Source organism: Nostoc sp. (assembly GCF_036917575.1).
GTDB lineage: Bacteria > Cyanobacteriota > Cyanobacteriia > Cyanobacteriales > Nostocaceae > Nostoc.
Genome location: NZ_JBALDC010000050.1, coordinates 350,547 through 367,609 on the forward strand (window position 1 = coordinate 350,547; position 17,063 = coordinate 367,609).

A 17,063-nucleotide genomic window follows, 5' to 3' on the forward strand; every position below is an offset into this window, starting at 1 on the left:
AGCACTGCCTGACGAGTTACGAAAGGTTTAAAACAGACATCACCAGAAATAAGTTTACGATCTCCAGGCTCTCATATTAAAACTTTTGTTAAAAAACTTCAAACTTCTATGAATGACTGGAAAACCTGATTAAGATGTTGTTTTTTACTTCCAAGTTCTCTTTATACAATGCTGCCGTACCATTATTTATTACAAATTATTGTTATGTTTGTTAATTTCTGTTACATAACTTAATATTATTATGTCTTTAGTTATCAGAGGTTAGCAGATCGGCACGGAGATAACTATCTAGTAAAAAACAGCTAAAAAGCTGATGAGATAGGCAATTTACTTGTATTTTATACAACTAAATATATATTGATACAGGTATATTCTAGTGCTCTACAAGCTAACCTAACTGTATTGACATCTCTTCATATTAAAAGACTGGCGTTGTATTGTCGCGCGGCACAACCTAACTATCAAGGATTCAAGCTGCGTTAGCCAACGGCATAACATACCCTACGGACAATTTATATTTATTCATATAAATTGAATTTTTCTTGCCGACTTGACTTAGTTCAATGTTGATTTTGTCGCATCAACTCCAGTCCGGTATTTCTAGGAGTTTTCCGAGATTGGAATATAAAGCTGTTAAAAGAGCTTTCAATTGTTAAATTGCAGGATTCACAAACCAAAGAAAAAAGACTTGATTTTAAATTAATTTCCATGCTAGTCTGCGTTTAACCTAAATATACGGTTAATCGATATGTTTGCCGTAGATTAAGATTGCACGGTGTGTTGATCACTTTGCTTTCCTCATAGTTAATGGAAATCACCTCTTATGGTAAAAGACTGGTTTGAATGGCACGACCTCTACAAAAACGAACCGAAATTGCAACAACGCCTGCAAATTGTGCAGGAATACATTTCCTACAGCTTGAATTTGTCCCAACCAGGGTTAATCCGTGTGGTTAGTGTTTGCGCGGGGGATGGACGAGATTTGCTAGGAACGCTATCAAATCACCAACGGGCAAAAGATGTTTATGCCCGACTGGTGGAGCTAAATCCCCAACTAGTTGAACGTGGACAAGAAACAATAGAATCGTTGGGTTTGACAAAACAAATTGAGTTCATTAATGGTGATGCAACTATTTCCTCTAACTATGTAGGAGCAGTACCAGCAGACATTGTGATTGTATGCGGTGTATTCGGCAATCTTGCAGACGAAGCTGAACTCAATCGCTTGCTGGCAAACCTGAGTTTTCTGAGCAAACAAGGTGCTTTTGTGATTTGGACTCGTGGACACTCTAAGGGTATTGCCCACTCTGAGACTGTTCGTAAATTTTTCCGTGAATATGGATTTGAAGAAGTGAACTTCAAACTTACTGCGACAGGAGACATGGGAGTAGGTATTCATCGTTACTTGGGTGAAAGTTTGGCTGCACCCAAAGAGCAACAGTTGTTCGCGTTTACCGGTGTTCCAAGTAAAGCCAGGTAAATAATGCCTCTAAAACTTTTGTGACAAAAAGCTTATGACCGCTACAGTTAAACCTCAGTATATAAACATCTTTCGCCGTTTCACGCTGCTTTTAGCACCTGGGTTGTTAACCTTGGCAACTTCGTTAACATTAGTTAGTTGCACAGCCGAAGGGCAAAAAGCTCAAACCCCGTCTTCTGCTACAAATGTATCTGAAACCAATTCATCTGGAATCAAGACCAAAGTACTTCGCATGGGGTATCAATCAGCAGGCGATTTGATTAGAACAACTAAAGTATTAGAAAAGCGTCTGGAACCTCTAGGAGTAAAGGTGGAGTGGGCACAATTTGTCCAAGGGCCACAACTGATGGAAGCGATGAATGTCGGTAAAATCGATTTGGGTTCCGTTGGGGAAACACCGCCCATCTTCGCCCAAGCTGCTGGCGCTCAAATCGTTTATGTTGTTGGTTCCCGACGCACTGAAAAAACGGGCATATCAAGTGTAATCGCTGTCCCACCGAATTCTCCCATTAAGACCGTCAAGGATCTCAAAGGACAAAAAATAGTCTTTCAAAAAGCTTCTGCATCTCACTATTTCGTCTTCAGAGCTTTGGAAGATGCAGGTTTGAAACCTAGTGATCTTCAAATTTTGAGTATACCCACCGTAGAAGCTAGTAGTGCTTTTCTAGAAGGAAAAATTCCCGTTTGGGTGGCTGGCGATCCTTATTTGGCTCTGGCTGAAAAAGCAGGTAAGATCCGAGTGATCAAGACTGCCCAAGGACTTGACACCCCTGGTGGATACTATATTGGTAGGAGGCAATTTGCGGTTGACAATCCTGGAGTATTGCGGATAGTGATTGAGGAGATTGATAAAATCCAGCGCTGGGCTGAGGTACATCCCCAAGAAACAGCAAAGCTAATCGCACCATACCAAAAACTACCTCCCGACATTATGCAAACGGTAGTTAACCGCCGCCCCTATGGATTGAGAGCTATTTCTCCAGAGTTAATCAAGGAACAACAACGAGTTGCAGATTACTTCTATAAATATGGTGTGATTCCTAAACAAGTCAATATTCAGGAAGCTGTACTAACACCTGAACAATATGCGGCAATTACTCCTCCAACAATTAGCCAAAAATAGTTTGAAGAGGCATAAGCTAAATGTAATTTTTTGCATTGTTAATGCAATTCCCTAATCGAATTTATGTAAGAATTCAGGAGTCAGAATACATTCGTCAGAATAGTTAAAGAATCAGAGTCATATTTGGTAAATGAATCTCCTAGTTATACTAAACTCCTTAGAAATTCTGACTTCTGACTACTGGGTGCTGAATTCTTACGAATTTATCTTGCAGAAACGCTATGATCCGCTTGAATGCTTGGGGGTCTTGGTAAAGGAAGCGATGACCACCTTTGAAAAACTCTAAATAAGCACCTGGTATCTGTTTGTGCATTGCCTCAAGATTGGCAGGAGGAGATATGCCATCATAAAGACCGCCGCAGATATAAACAGGAATATCCAGCTGAGAAAGTCGATTATAGGTATCGTGAGCAGCACGAGCCTCAAGCTGCCGAAGACGCCCAACTTGACGACTTAGTTCGTCTGCACCCTCTTGAGAAGCCGCTAGTGTCAGCTTCACTAGTTCCTCAAATTGTGTAGTTCGGCTAGAAAGCCAAGCCTGGTCTTGCCAACGGGTATCAGCAACTGTTATCTGCCGACGAGCCAGTTCTTCACCAGGGAGGTTCACAAGTTCATGCAATGGATATGACAACCCACCAGCACCGCCACTGCTACTACACGCCAAAACAAGACGTTTAACGCGGTGCGGATAGCGTAGTGTCAACTCTTGGGCTACCATACCTCCAAAGGAAATCCCTATGACATCGCAGTTCTCCCACCCTACTGCATTCAGCAAAGAGTCAGCATCAGCGGCGTAATCTGCTACGGTATAGGGAATATCGGGTTTCGAGGTTTGGCCAAGACCACGCTGATCGTAAGCTAGGATTTCAAAGTGTTGACCAAGCGGTGAGTCAAAAATAGTGGGTAAGCGGCGCAAGTCACCTCCAGTACCACTAATACTGAGCAAGCGTTGATCTGTGCCCCGAATCTCATAATACATTTGCAGGTCACGAACAGATACAAATGGCATGAGTGTTTTCCCTGATTATTTTCGGCGAATTTGGCTGAGGGAGCGATCGCAATATCTTTAACTGTATCACGTAATTCCCCAACCTAGCGCCAAAGGCAGGGAGGGGATGTAAGCGAGTCAAAAATGAAACGCCCTATTGCTGAATTTTACCGCAGGTAAAAGAAGTGATGGGGCAGTTGAGTTTTTGACAATTACTACATTTTAGGTTTTTGCTGTGCTTTGATATATTCAATGACTACTTCTAGTGGTGCGCCACCAGTCGAAACAACGCAGTAAGCATCTGTCCAAAAACTAGGATCTTCCTTTTTCCAATAAAACTGTTTTAGATAAATTTCAAACTCTTTCCTAATAATACGACTTGATGCAGACTTCAGGGAACTAACTAACTGCGAAATATTATTGTCTGGATGTGCATCTACCAATAAATGTACATGATCATCTTCACCATTGAACTCTATCAATTCACACTTTCTTTTTTCGCACACTCGATTAAACACTTCTTGCAGTTTAGAGAAAATCGCTTCATTGATAACACTTTTACGATATTTGGTGACAAATACTATGTAAAACTGAATGTTAAAAACAGCATGAGCAGCTTTTCTGAATTGAGTTTCCATCTTGACAACTGAATAAGACTATGAAATTATATCATAAGTCAATAAACCCAACAGGAGGTAATTCAAGGTGGCGTTACGTAGAGCAACTTTTAGGCTATATCCAACCAATGAGGTGAATGCAATATTGCATTATCATCGAAAGTTGCACAAGGAAATCTACAACGCTGCATTGCACAATAGAATCAACTCTTATAAAAGATTTGGTAAATCTGTTTCATACTTTGAGCAACAGAACTGTTTACCAGATTTCAAAGAAGTCTGGGTAGAATATAAAGAGTGTAATTCTCAAACACTACAGGCGACTCTAAAGCGTGTTGATTTTGCGTTTCAACGTTTCTTCAAAGGATTAAACAAGTATCCAAGATTCAAATCAATTAGGCATTATTCAGGGTGGAGTTACCCATCATTTACGGGATGGAAAGCACACAGTACTGGCGATAATGGCTATTTAGAATTAGCGAAGATTGGTCAGATACAGATGCGGGGCAAAGCTAGACTTTGGGGACACCCTAAAGCAATGGATATTCTTTACCGTAATGGTAAGTGGTATGCAAGCATTGTTCTAGAGATTGATCAAGACTTGTTGAAAAATAGCCGCGAAACTGATACAGGAATAATCGCTATTGATCTAGGATGTAACGATGCTATTGCTTGGACTAATGGCGTGGAAAATGGATTAGTCCCAGCACCTCGATTTTTGAGGAAAGTAGACGCTGAAAACAAACGCTTGAGTAAGGCTAAACATCGGAAACGTTCACCTAATTTCAAGAAAAAGATTAAGGCTTCTAGACGATGGAAAAAAGCCCAAAAGCAGGTTAGTAGACTGAATAGAAAAGTTGCCAATCAGCGCCAAAATTGGGTGCATCATGAGACTACACGGATAATTAGCGGTAACAGCACGGTAGTCACAGAGAAACTAGAAGTTAAAAATATGAGTGCTAAAGCTTATATTGGCAAATACAAAAAGCAAAAATCTGGGCTGAATAAATCGATACTTGATGTCGGTATGGGCATGATAAAAGATGTCCTAAAAGCTAAGTTAGATGATGTTGGCGGGAAGTATTTTGAAGTACCGACACGTAAGGTAAAACCATCTCAAACTTGCCCTAAATGTGGACATCAAGAAAAGAAGACTTTAGACCAAAGAGTTCATCTTTGCTTAAACTGCGGATATACTCAGCAGCGCGACATTGCTGCTGCTGAAGTTATGCTTGCTTGGTACTCGAATAATCTACAGGAGCTAGGAACTAGCTTCTCAGATGTGGATGGCTGTATCTCTACTTCACACACCCGTAAAACTGCCGGAAGTATGAAGCAAATCGATCGTGCGAAGCGTCAAAAATCTCAGGCTATGCCAGGGGATGTAGAAACCCCTGGCTCAAACGAAGTTAGCCAGGGGTAGTTCATATAAGCATTCTCTTTTGAATATCGTATGTTATTAGGCATATTCCAGTGCAATCAGAATCCTTAAAGGGTGCGTAAGCATCGCACCCTTATTATGTAGTATTTACTACTTTCTAATTTTTACCAAACACACTGCTAAGGGCACGTGCCATATTTTGCGGCTGCATTGCATCCATTGCGGCGGTAGGTTCGTAGCCGCAGTGAACCATACAATCGGCACACTTGGGATTACCACTCTTCTGGCCGTATTGACTCCAGTCAGTTTGTGCAAGTAATTCCTTAAAGGTGGAGTAATAACCTTCGTTCAGCAGATAGCAAGGTTTTTGCCAACCGAGAACGCTATAACTAGGGCTACCCCAAGGCGTACATTCGTAGTCCTTCTCACCAGTGAGAAAATCTAGAAACAACGGATTATGATTGAAGTTCCAGTTTTTTGCACCACTTTTGTATGGAGCCAGAATTTCTCGGAAGAGGGCGCGGGTTTGTTCGCGGTGGAGAAAATGATCTTGATCTGGCGCCCACTCGTAACTGTAACCGGGAGAAATCATCATCCCGTCAGTATTTAGTGTTTCCAGAAAGTTGAAGAACTCTTGCATATCTTTAGGTTTAGTACCTTCAAAGATAGTGGTGTTAGTGGTGACACGAAAGCCTTTAGCTTTAGCGGCACGAATAGCTTTGACAGCAATATCAAAAACACCTTGGCGATCGACGCAGCGATCGTGTAATTCCCGCATTCCATCTAAATGCACACTGAAAGTCAGGTAAGGGGAAGGGTGAAACTTATGCAGGCTCTTTTCTAACAACAAACCATTGGTACACAAGTAAATATATTTCTTGCGCTCAATTAATCCCTGAACAATCTGATCAATCTGCGGATGCAGCAGAGGTTCTCCTCCAGGAATTGAGACAACTGGTGCGCCGCACTCTTCCACTGCGGTAAAACACTGTTCTGGGGTGAGATTTTGCTTTAATATTTCCTTTGGATGTTGGATTTTACCACAACCATTACAAGCGAGATTACACCGAAAAAGAGGTTCCAACATTAATACTAAGGGAAAGCGTTTACGTCCTTTCAAACGCTGAGTAACAAGATACTTCCCAATATCTATAGCTTGTTGTAGATTAACTGCCATTGTTGCGATCGCTCCTCTTTTAAAGATAAATACACCTCTTTCTCAACCCCTAGATTTATCTATGAGGTCTTCAATTTTGAATGCGTGAATTTTGAATTTGGAATTCCCCAAAGGGGTTAACATATCCCTGAGCAACAAACCAATCCACAGCATCTTTGAGTGCGGCGTTTAGCGAAGATTGGGGTAGACCCAATTCTCGTACAGCCTTGGCAGCATTGTAATACATCGGTTGTTTCGCCATCCGAACGCCATCCAATGGCACTGAGGGCGATTTCCCTAATGGTGCGAGAATCTTTTCATCAACCCAGGCAACACTTAGGGGTAGCCAAGCGGGTACTTTTTGTTGAGGTGCGCTCAACCCGGTGATATCGGCAAGTTGTTCGAGTAGTTCTTTGAGACTGAGATTTTGATGACCTAAGATATAGCGATCGCCTGATTTACCTCGCTGCAAAGCCAGTAAATGCCCCCACGCCACATCTTGCACATCGATAAAATTTAGACCAGTATCCAAGTAAAAAGGCATTTGCCGTCGTAAAAACCGCAGTATTATATCACCTGTCGGGGTAGGTTTGATATCCAACGAGCCAATGGGGCTGGTGGGATTGACTATAATTACTTCTTGACCTTTAGCAGCAGCTTGTATAGCTTCTTGTTCAGCCAAAAATTTAGACTTTTTGTAGTTACCTACCAACTTTTCTAAGGGACTCTGATGTGTTTCATCTACAACTTCCCCTGACGATCCTACCCCAATCGCTGCCACTGAACTTGTGTAGACGGTGCGCTCAATGTTAGCTTTGCGAGCTGCTGCCAACACATTGCGTGTACCCAGGACATTGTAACGATGCAGTAACTCCCGGTCTGTCTGCCAGAGGGAATAATGGGCTGCGACATGAAATAGATATTGACAACCTACCATCTGTTGCCAGAGATTTGGATCGTTCAAATCGCCTTTGACAATTTCTACCTCTAAACCGCGTAAATTCTCCAAATTGCTGCTTGAGCGTACCAGCACTTTGACTGCATATCTCTGTTGCAGCAACAACCGTACTAAATGAGCACCAATAAAACCCGTACCCCCCGTGACAAAAACCTGCATCAACTTCCCCCCTGCTCCCCTGCTTCTCTGCTCCCTCTGTTTTCAAAACGGGGAAACCAATCATCCAAAATAGTGTAGACTACTGGCACAACAATCAAACTGAGGATAGTTGAAGTTACTAGTCCACCTGCGATCGCTACAGCCATCGGCGATCGCAATTCGGAACCAGCACCCAAACCTAAAGCGATCGGTAGCATCCCTAAAATAGTGGAAGCTGTGGTCATCATAATTGGTCTGAGGCGCACTAGTCCGGTCTTAAGAATCGCCTCGGTGCGCTCTAAGCCAGCGTTGCGTAACTGATTGATGTAATCTACAAGCAAAATTGCATTTTTATTTGCCAGCCCTAGCAAAAAGACGAAACCGATCAATGAGATCATGCCAAAGTCGCTCTTGGTAATTAGTAGCGCCAACATTGCCCCCACTAGTGCTAAAGGCAAAGAGACACCAATAACTAGAGGGTCTACCCAGCTTTTGAATAGTAAAATTAGTACCACAACAATACATAGGGCAGATAGAGCTAAAGTACTGCCGAAACTGCTAAAAACCTTACTTTGGTTAGCAGAGTCTCCCCCTAAATTTAAAGAAACATTAGATGGTAACACCGCATTTGCTTCAGCTACCACTTTGTCGGTGGCATTACCCAAAGACAGATCCTTGCCAAGATTAGCACTGATGTAGGCTACGCGCTGATTATTCAGACGCTCAATCTGAAAAACTGTGCCCTGTGGATTTGTTTCACCTGTAACTGTAACATCAGCGAATCCCGGTAGCCTTTGAATCCTTTCTTTAATTGCTTTGACTGCTTTGCTCAAAGCTTGAAGGTTATCACCTTGTAATGCTATTTGTAGGGGTTTTTGACCGCCGGAATCAACAAATTGAATATCTTCAACACTGGTAGTTACCCCAGAAAGAGTAGGCAATGAGGAGCGTAATTGGTCTTGTAATTCCGCAGTTGTGATTGTGCGGTTTTTCTTTAACTTTACATATAGTGTCCCTTTATTTGGTTCACCTTCACGAGAGCCTACAGTTGTAAATACCGTTTCAACTGGCGGTGATTTTCTAACTACATTTTCTAATTTCTTCGCAACCTCAAGAGAATCATTTAAAGGGTTGGGAATTGGGGATTGGGAATTAGGGATTGGGGACTGGGGACTGAGATTTATCCCTTGTTGCCCTGCTCCTCTGCCCCCTTGCCCTTCTGCTCCACTAGGAATACTCGGCAAAGGAGCCGTATAAACAATATTAAATTCGCCGCGATCAAGTTTGGGAATAAACCCTTTAGGAATTAGTGGAATCAGTGCTATTCCTGCAATGAAACTGAGTGCAGCTAACCCGATAACTATCTTGCGGTGATTTAAAGACCAACTCAGCAAGTTTCTGTAAGATTGGGTAAACGCTACCCAGATTTTTGCTTCCCGACGCGGGGAGAGGGATGATTTAGGTTTCAACCAGTAGATAGCCAGAACTGGAGATAAAGTCCGAGCAACTAGCATAGAAGCAAGCATCGCGGCTGATACAGTAATACCGAAAGGCTTGAAGAACTGACCAATTACCCCACCCATCAAACCTATGGGTAGAAAAACTGCTACTGCTGTTAAAGTGGCGGCGGTAACTGTCAACCCAATCTCATTTGTAGCTAAAAGCGCTGCTTGGCGAGGAGTTTCCCCATCTTCAACGTGTCGCATGATGTTTTCCACATCGACGATCGCATCATCGACAATGCTACCAATCACCAAAGCTAAAGCCAGCAGGGTGATTGTTTCCAGGTTGAAGCCGAAAATCGCCATAACGATAAATGTCGCCAACAAAGACGTAGGAATCGCCAAGGCAGAAATCAGAGTTGCCCGCCAATTCCACAAAAAAGGAAAAATTACTACTATTGACAACAAGACTGCTTCCAGCAAAGCATCGATTGTTGACTGGGTGGCTTGGCGGATATATTCTGCTTGGGTCGCAGCTAAAGTGAGGTTAACATCCTTGAGGGTAGAGCGTAGCCTTTGAACTTCTTTCTCAACTCGACTTACTACTTCCAAAGTATTAGCACTACCGCGTTTGATTACCTGAAATGCAAGTGCATCTTCACCGTTAAATCTGACTAATGTCGCCCCACCTTGGGGAACCGTTGCACTTGCATTCCCTGGATTTACCGGAGGAGTTGCGGTAGCAGCACCTAGCAGTGAGACTTTTAATACTCCTGGTAATTTAGCGATCGCACTAACAATCTCATCTTGTGCTAATTTCGTCAAATCTTTGAGATTCCGCGTGGAACTCTCTATGGCATAGCTAATGGCGGCTGACTCGTTTAGATTCAGGGGAATAATTTTAGAAGTCGCTCCTTGAGGCAAAGTTAGCTGCTTCAGGGCAGTTTCAACCTTTTTGGTCGATGTTTCTAAATTCGTCCCAACGGCAAAAGAGAGGCTAACGGCTGTTTGACTAGGATAGGTGGATGAGCGGATAACCTCCAGTCCTTGAAGGGAACGGAGGCGTTCTTCTAGGGGTTTGGTGAGCCTGGCTTCTGTATCCAGGGCAGTTGTCAGGGGAACTGTAGCATTTACAACCACCACTGGAAAAGTAATATCTGGAAACAAGGCATATTTAAGGGAACTGAAAGCCAGCACACCAGCTACCGTTACAGCAATCCAAAAACTCACCGTCAGCCACGAAAATTGAATCGCCAATTTAGAAATATTGAAGAGTTCTCGTGCGGATTTTGAGTTATGAAGCTTTACCATCTTGGAAAATTATCGTGTGGGTGACACAATTATTTAGTCATGCTACAGCAATCATCTTCGGTTTGCGAATTTTGGTTACTATAGCCTTAGTCACACTCTTTAGGACATAAGGATGGGGTGAAAGAAGAGAGTTAGCAATAGTTTTACCTCCTGCCTCCTGCCCTCTGCCTCCTGCCTCCTGCTATACCAAACGGCAATATTACTTATTGTGACTCAGATATTACCCAATCTTGAATGCAAAAGGAAACTTCAAAGAGCAAACTAGATTATTTTGCCAGAGCTTTATGGAAAGCTACAAGGAATAAAAGCTTGAAAATCTTCCATAAACAGATTTGGACATACAGCCTTGAGTTTCCTATCCAGTATCATCCTTTTAGGAGAAAGCTTTGGATACAGAGCGACAAGCCAAAGCTTTCTTTAGTGGCTACGCAGCAATAGCGAGCAATCCTATTTGACAAACTGCGTAGACGTAGCTCGTGGTAATCGCTCTCTAAGATAAAGAAAAATCGCACCACGCCCGTATACTCCCGATATTAATTTAACTGTTAAAATTTGAAACTATTGAGAGAGCTAGTGTCTAATTTTTTACCCATCAACACAATTTTGGTGCCTCAGGGAGCAGAATATAAAGCTGTGTGTCGCGGATTAAGCGGCGTTACTACTTCCATCCCAACGGTAGTAGCTATACCTGTTGGGATGAAGCCTTTACTCAAATACCTGCAACAAGGAGAATTTCTAACTCCAAAATCCAGAGTGCTGATTATGGGTATATGTGGCAGCTTGAGCGATCGCTATACAGTTGGTGATATTGTGCTGTATCAAGATTGTGTTTATCAGGGGAAACAGCAAGAATGCGATCGCACTTTTATCGCACAATTGCACTCTTTAATATCAGATAAAGTATCTTTAGTCAAGTCACTAACGAGCGATCGCGTAATTTGGTCTGCGCCCGAAAAACGCCGTTTAGGTGAGACTTTGGCGGCTGATGTTGTTGATATGGAAGGATTTACCGCTTTAGAATTTTTCAATGCGGTTGGGGTGTCTGTGGCAATGCTGCGAGTAGTCAGCGACGATTGTCAGCATAATATCCCCGATTTGACACCAGCAATTAACTCTGATGGTTCTCTAAACCCTTTGCGATTAGCGATCGCCATGCTTCGACAACCACTTGCTGCTACTCGCTTGATTCGAGGTTCATTAACAGCATTAAAGGTATTAGAGCAAGTTACAAATCTACTCTTTTCAGTACAAAACAATAAATAATCTGTTGCGTCTCTACCATTAGTTAGAAGAAATTATTTGTCGCCAATTAAATAAGAGTATTAGATAATTTCTGCTTTTATATCACTTGAAAACAAACTAATAACAATCAACATAATTTAAGTATTTATTACGAAATTGCTTAGAAAGAAGTTTTACAGAAACTTTATCATTAGACATATAAAACATAAACCAATATTGGGAAGCATAATATATGACCTGATCAGGGTTGGGTTCCATAAGAGCTAATTGCACTGGATTGCAAATCATAAATACTTTTTTACCAGAATAGCTCGGAACTAATTTACCAACTATCGAATAGAATTTATGAAGCTCAGTCACAAGCTCTATTTATACTCATTTTTAGCTCGTTTTCCACTACTCAAAAAAAGTTACACCGCTAAAATTTTGTTCGTGGCATTTTTGGGTACTCACATACCGCTTCTTAGCTTACTCTTAAGTTTCGTCATCTCAAACTCCTATTCCTTAGAGATGGCGATTCGAGTTATGCTTGTTGCTCTGTTGGCTACCTTAGCGGGTACAGCAGCCACCCTCTACGCGCTACACCACCTCCTCAAACCGGTGATTTTGACTTCTGCGGCATTGCAAAATTATCTAAATACCAAAACCTTACCTGAATTGCCCACAGAATTTGCTGACGAAGCCGGTACATTGATGGCGGATACCTCACAAACTCTTCACAAATTAGATGAATTAATTCACTACATCAGTAATTATGACGATCTAACTGGATTGCCCAATCGTGATTTCTTGTGCGATCGCCTCTATCAGATTTTATCTCAATCTGAAAACAACCAGCGCTTTGTAGCCGTGTTTTTACTAAGTATTGATGATTTCACTGCGATGAGTCATGGGTTGAAGCATCAAACAATAAATTTGTTGTTAAGAGCAGTTGCTCAGAGGTTATCACTCTGCATGGCACAAACAGATATTCTTGCCCATTTGAGTGGAGATGAATTTGCCATTGCCCGCATAAACATTGCTTCTTTTGAAAGTGTGATTAAGCTATCTCAGATGCTATTAAGCACCCTGAGTAAACCCTTTTCTATAGAGGGTAACTTGATTCATATCACCGCCAGCATCGGTATCACCATTAATGGAATAAATGAGCGTAATAACATCGATCAACTTTTGCAGCATGCTCATATCGCACTGTACCAGGCGAAGCTGCAAGGGCGTAGCAAATACGAATTCTATTCACCGGAAATTAATGCTCAGTTGCAGGAGCGAATAACTTTAGAAAACGAATTACGTAGAGCGCTTGAGCGCAATGAACTGGTGGTTTATTATCAACCTCTGATTGATTTACACAGTGGACAAATTATAGCTGTGGAAGCGTTGATTCGCTGGCAGCATCCTACATTAGGTTTAATTTCTCCAACAAAGTTTATTCCCATTGCAGAAGCCAATGGTTTAATCCTACCAATTGGTGAATGGGTCTTACGAACTGCTTGTGCCCAAAATCATGCTTGGCAGCTTGCTGGATTTAATCCAATTCGGATATCTGTAAATCTGTCAGCTCGACAGTTTGAACTACCGAATCTGGTTGAGGTCGTCAGTCAAATTCTTAAGGAAACTGGACTTGATGTATCTTACCTAGAATTGGAAGTGACAGAAAGCTTCTTGATGGCTGATATGGAGCGATCGGTTAAAACCTTAAAACAATTACGAGAACTGGGTATATTGTTGGCTCTAGATGACTTCGGTACTGGTTATTCCTCCCTCAATTACTTGAAGCGCTTTCCTGTGAATATGCTCAAGATTGATCGGTCATTTGTACAGGATGTCACGTCGAATCCTGATAGTGCTGCCGTCACAAATGCGATTATTGCCCTGGCAAAAAATCTCCGATTGAACATCACAGCAGAGGGTGTGGAAACCCAAGAACAGCTTGACTACCTGAAAATGCAGGGATGTGATGAAGGTCAGGGTTATTACTTCAGTTGTCCTGTGCCCACCGATCTAATTACCCCGATGTTGCAGAAAACCTCTCAGCAGATGGAGACAATTGCAGCATAAGTGGATGCCTCAATCAGAAAATACACCCCTGATAACGTTTCACTTGAATATTTGCTAGAAATGGTTATCAGGGGGCAGCTATACTGAAGAAATTGCCATAAATAAATTTAGGCTTTCGCCGTGAGCGTCAGGCGAACAGAGATTTAACAAGGATGCTGTATTTCTTGCACTTATACCAATTCAATTAATGATTACAACACATCTTTAGATAAAGACGCGATTCATCGCGTCTCTACAAATGATCTATTTGTCGCATTCTTTTTTCAAATTGGTATTACTTAATAAAATACATATTTTTTGTTTTTAATAAATAAATTTAGGTACTCTCAGACAATTTTGGCTCCTGCCTTTTTTCAATGACATGAGTAGAGAAATCCAAGATTAATGAAGCTAATAAAAGGTCATTTATTTTGAAACTGTGGAAAGTTTTGCAACCATGTGAGCACGAGATGAAACCTCAAGCTTGCGAAACATCCTTTTTAAGGCTTGCTTGACAGAGTTTTCAGTAATCCAAAGTTCAGCGCTAATTTCGGCATTGGTTTGTCCTTGAGCCACCAAGTCAGCAATTTGCATTTCACGAGGTGTTAAACGCTTTCTCTGTAATAGTGGTTGTTGCAATTGCGCCATTGCTACCCAAGTAGAAATGTGTAGACAAAGCGCACTCAAATCTGTAAGATTTTGTGAATCAAATGCAGGCATTCCTTGCTGACGCGTCAAACCTACCACACCCACTAATTCACCATTGTTGACAATTGGCCCTGCCATAACGTGCCAGTGATCAGCACGAGGACAAATCAACTTCCATGTTTTCGGTTCTACTACCAAAGCTTCATGAACAGGGGCATGGCGTTCTAGCAAGTAGCGTGTAACTGGATTGTGTTGAGGTGATAAGGCCATTTGCAGTGCTTTTTGAATCTTACTGTCAACTAAAGAAATTTGGGCAAAGAAAAACAGTCCACATCGTGTAGCTGAAAAATACTCACTCATTTGAGCGGATATGTGCGATCGCAAAGTCTGTTCATCTTCAGCTTGAGCAATTCCATGAATTAGAGCTTGTAAGGCAACCATGATTTGCAAAGTGTACTCGTTCGAGGTCTAGGCGCAGTATCGCAACTAAACCTATCTTAGCTTTAGTCACATCAAACCGCTTCGCGGAGTCATTAGTTATTAGTCTTTAGTTTTTAGTTTTTTTGCCCACTTTGTTGTGAGGTATGTACCAAAAAACTCTTTATTAATGACTAATGACCAATGACTAATTTGTTTGGTTTTTGGAATTACTTCAGATGACTGTAAATTCTGGCATTGATGATACACAAATATCCGGACGCTGGATTCAAATCAGTTTTTTGATCGCAGCAGTGCTTTTCAATCTCTGTTTAATAACCCAAGTACTCAGTGTTGGACTGGCTTACTTTTACAACTCTGATTGGTGGAATCTTCATATTTGGATCGTGCGAGGATATGGCGGACTCTCATTAATTTTGTTGATATGGGTGTTTTTAATTCCGTTTCCTCGAAGAGTCCGAAACCTGACAGCAAGTTTGCCTGTGCTGCTGGGACTGCAATTTCTCACAATTCACTTGCATTTTTTGCCTTTAGCAGTATTCCACCCACTGATTGGCTTTTCTTTATTCTCTATTTCCACAACTTTAGTGCATCGGACATCACACATCGTATTTACCAACCACAACTAAATCGTTGAGGAAACACAACTTTCAATTCTTTTCACGCTATTACAGGAGAAATACAAGTGTCTCAATACGCCAATCCATCTGTTATCGTTGATACCCAGTGGCTTGCAAATCATCTCAACGATCCAAATATCCGCATTATTGAAGTGGATATGAGTCCAGAACCGTACAAAAATGCTCACATACCTGGTGCTGTCTTTTGGAACATCTTTACAGACTTACTATTGCCCGATTTGAAGATGAATTTGGATGCGATCGCTTTTGAAAAGCTGATGGCACGTTCAGGCATCACAAATGATACCACAGTGATTGCTTATGGCAGTTATCCGGGAACAGGAGCCTGGATTTTTTGGTTGTTTAAAGTCTTTGGTCATGAGAATATACGAGTTCTCAATGGCGGCTACCAGAAATGGAAATCAGAAGGTCGTCCACTAGCAACTGAATTATCTACGTTTGCTTCTACTGATTACCATGCCAGAGGTACTGATGCTCATCTGCGAGTATTACACAATGAAGTTCAGGCATCGATAGGTAAAAGCAATTGCGTGTTGTTGGATGTCCGAACACTGCAAGAATACTGCGGTGAGTGGTTTTTCGATCAGCCACCAAAAGCAGGCGAACGTACTGGACATATTCCCGGTGCAGTGCATCTGGAGCATATCTTAACTCTCAACGAGGATGGAACTTTTAAATCATTCAACGAATTAAAAAGTCTTTATGATAGTAAGGGCATTACACCTGATAAAGAAGTATTTCCCTACTGTGCCATCGGTGGACGTTCTGGATATACCTGGTTTGTCTTGAAATATTTATTGGGCTATCCGAATGTTCGGAATTATGATGGTTCTTGGAATGAATGGAGTCGCTTGCCTAATGTAGCGATCGAGAGGTAGTGAGATAAAGCGTTAGCGTGGCAAAAGAACTCTGCGAATTAAAGAAGGCAATACCCTCCAATGCCAATGCGTCGGCTTGCATTGTTAATGCGTTCCCCTGCATTAAAAACGCTACGCTTTTACGCAAAACTGTACTTAACTATTACTAATCCAAGTTGCTAGTTGTGCGGGAGTGCGATACCTACGGTAAGCTTTGCTAACACACGTGACCACTCAAGCAATAAAATCCCCTCCAGTCAGTAAATTCGGAGGGGCATATATTAAATGAAACAATTGCAATCTATGCTATCATCGATAACCCTACTGAAAGCTATTGAATACTGTGAAGATATTCATCGAAAGATGAGTGATGCAGGAACTTTTCACTACGGTACTGGTTGCGGCGATATTTTTTAATGGTAATCATCGTCAGGCTTGTGATTATATGAAAGACCATAAACTGACGCGAAGAATGTTAGAAAAATCACGATTCAATGTTAATCAACAACTTATACTTACGGTAGTATAGCTCTACCTAATTATTCACAACAAGATTCCCAACTTCTTAAAAGTAAGTGAGTAATTGGAGCCTTTTAATTTTCACTT

At 41.7% G+C, this 17,063-nt stretch carries 13 protein-coding genes and 1 pseudogene; 8 read left to right on the forward strand and 6 right to left on the reverse strand.

Going from position 1 to position 17,063, the window contains the following annotated elements; all coding sequences use genetic code 11:
- Positions 1-823 precede the first annotated feature (823 nt).
- Both V7K79_RS14970 and V7K79_RS14975 read left to right on the forward strand, forming a co-directional pair.
- Positions 824-1,480, forward strand: a complete 657-nt coding sequence (locus V7K79_RS14970) for a class I SAM-dependent methyltransferase family protein (RefSeq protein WP_335048783.1) — start codon at positions 824-826, stop codon at positions 1,478-1,480.
- A gap of 34 nt (positions 1,481-1,514) precedes the next feature.
- Positions 1,515-2,603, forward strand: coding sequence for an aliphatic sulfonate ABC transporter substrate-binding protein (locus V7K79_RS14975; protein WP_335048784.1), 1,089 nt, complete (start codon positions 1,515-1,517; stop codon positions 2,601-2,603).
- 157 nt (positions 2,604-2,760) lie between these two features.
- Here the strand turns inward: V7K79_RS14975 and V7K79_RS14980 are convergent, their stop codons facing one another.
- The gene (locus tag V7K79_RS14980) at positions 2,761-3,612 is read right to left on the reverse strand and encodes an alpha/beta fold hydrolase (RefSeq protein WP_335048785.1); all 852 of its coding nucleotides are present in this window, start codon (positions 3,610-3,612) and stop codon (positions 2,761-2,763) included.
- Positions 3,613-3,806: 194 nt separating this feature from the next.
- Positions 3,807-4,229 carry an IS200/IS605 family transposase gene (gene tnpA / locus V7K79_RS14985; protein WP_335048786.1) on the reverse strand — a complete coding sequence of 141 codons (423 nt, stop codon included), beginning with the start codon at positions 4,227-4,229 and terminating at the stop codon, positions 3,807-3,809.
- A gap of 67 nt (positions 4,230-4,296) precedes the next feature.
- Between tnpA and V7K79_RS14990 the strand changes: the two genes are divergently transcribed.
- On the forward strand, positions 4,297-5,631 hold the full coding sequence (locus V7K79_RS14990) for an RNA-guided endonuclease InsQ/TnpB family protein (protein ID WP_335048787.1): 1,335 nt from the start codon (positions 4,297-4,299) through the stop codon (positions 5,629-5,631).
- 115 nt (positions 5,632-5,746) lie between these two features.
- On the opposite strand, the gene hpnH is transcribed toward V7K79_RS14990, so the two are convergent.
- From hpnH to V7K79_RS15005, 3 genes are all read right to left on the reverse strand, one after another.
- A complete protein-coding gene (gene hpnH, locus V7K79_RS14995) occupies positions 5,747-6,766 on the reverse strand; it encodes an adenosyl-hopene transferase HpnH (RefSeq protein ID WP_335048788.1) in 1,020 nt (339 codons plus the stop codon).
- Positions 6,767-6,836: 70 nt separating this feature from the next.
- Positions 6,837-7,862: a hopanoid-associated sugar epimerase gene (gene hpnA / locus V7K79_RS15000; RefSeq protein WP_335048789.1), complete on the reverse strand. Its 1,026-nt coding sequence runs from the start codon at positions 7,860-7,862 to the stop codon at positions 6,837-6,839.
- Positions 7,862-10,594, reverse strand: a complete 2,733-nt coding sequence (locus V7K79_RS15005) for an efflux RND transporter permease subunit (protein WP_335048790.1) — start codon at positions 10,592-10,594, stop codon at positions 7,862-7,864. Before V7K79_RS15005 ends, hpnA begins: the two co-directional genes overlap by 1 nt.
- A gap of 573 nt (positions 10,595-11,167) precedes the next feature.
- On the opposite strand from V7K79_RS15005, the gene V7K79_RS15010 reads away from it, so the two are divergent.
- Together V7K79_RS15010 and V7K79_RS15015 are read left to right on the forward strand one after the other, a co-directional pair.
- Positions 11,168-11,857 (forward strand): 5'-methylthioadenosine/S-adenosylhomocysteine nucleosidase family protein, encoded by a 690-nt coding sequence (locus V7K79_RS15010; RefSeq protein WP_335048791.1) that lies wholly within the window; start codon positions 11,168-11,170, stop codon positions 11,855-11,857.
- 324 nt (positions 11,858-12,181) lie between these two features.
- The gene (locus V7K79_RS15015; RefSeq protein ID WP_335048792.1) at positions 12,182-13,894 is read left to right on the forward strand and encodes a putative bifunctional diguanylate cyclase/phosphodiesterase; all 1,713 of its coding nucleotides are present in this window, start codon (positions 12,182-12,184) and stop codon (positions 13,892-13,894) included.
- A gap of 405 nt (positions 13,895-14,299) precedes the next feature.
- On the opposite strand, the gene V7K79_RS15020 is transcribed toward V7K79_RS15015, so the two are convergent.
- Positions 14,300-14,962: a LuxR C-terminal-related transcriptional regulator gene (locus V7K79_RS15020; RefSeq protein WP_335048793.1), complete on the reverse strand. Its 663-nt coding sequence runs from the start codon at positions 14,960-14,962 to the stop codon at positions 14,300-14,302.
- A 215-nt stretch (positions 14,963-15,177) separates the two neighbouring features.
- On the opposite strand from V7K79_RS15020, the gene V7K79_RS15025 reads away from it, so the two are divergent.
- From V7K79_RS15025 to V7K79_RS30015, 3 genes and pseudogenes are all read left to right on the forward strand, one after another.
- The gene (locus V7K79_RS15025) at positions 15,178-15,588 is read left to right on the forward strand and encodes a DUF6220 domain-containing protein (RefSeq protein ID WP_335048794.1); all 411 of its coding nucleotides are present in this window, start codon (positions 15,178-15,180) and stop codon (positions 15,586-15,588) included.
- A gap of 56 nt (positions 15,589-15,644) precedes the next feature.
- A complete protein-coding gene (locus V7K79_RS15030) occupies positions 15,645-16,478 on the forward strand; it encodes a sulfurtransferase (protein ID WP_335048795.1) in 834 nt (277 codons plus the stop codon).
- A 257-nt stretch (positions 16,479-16,735) separates the two neighbouring features.
- Positions 16,736-16,956: pseudogene (locus V7K79_RS30015) on the forward strand (IS982 family transposase); the annotation flags it as partial.
- Positions 16,957-17,063 lie beyond the last annotated feature (107 nt).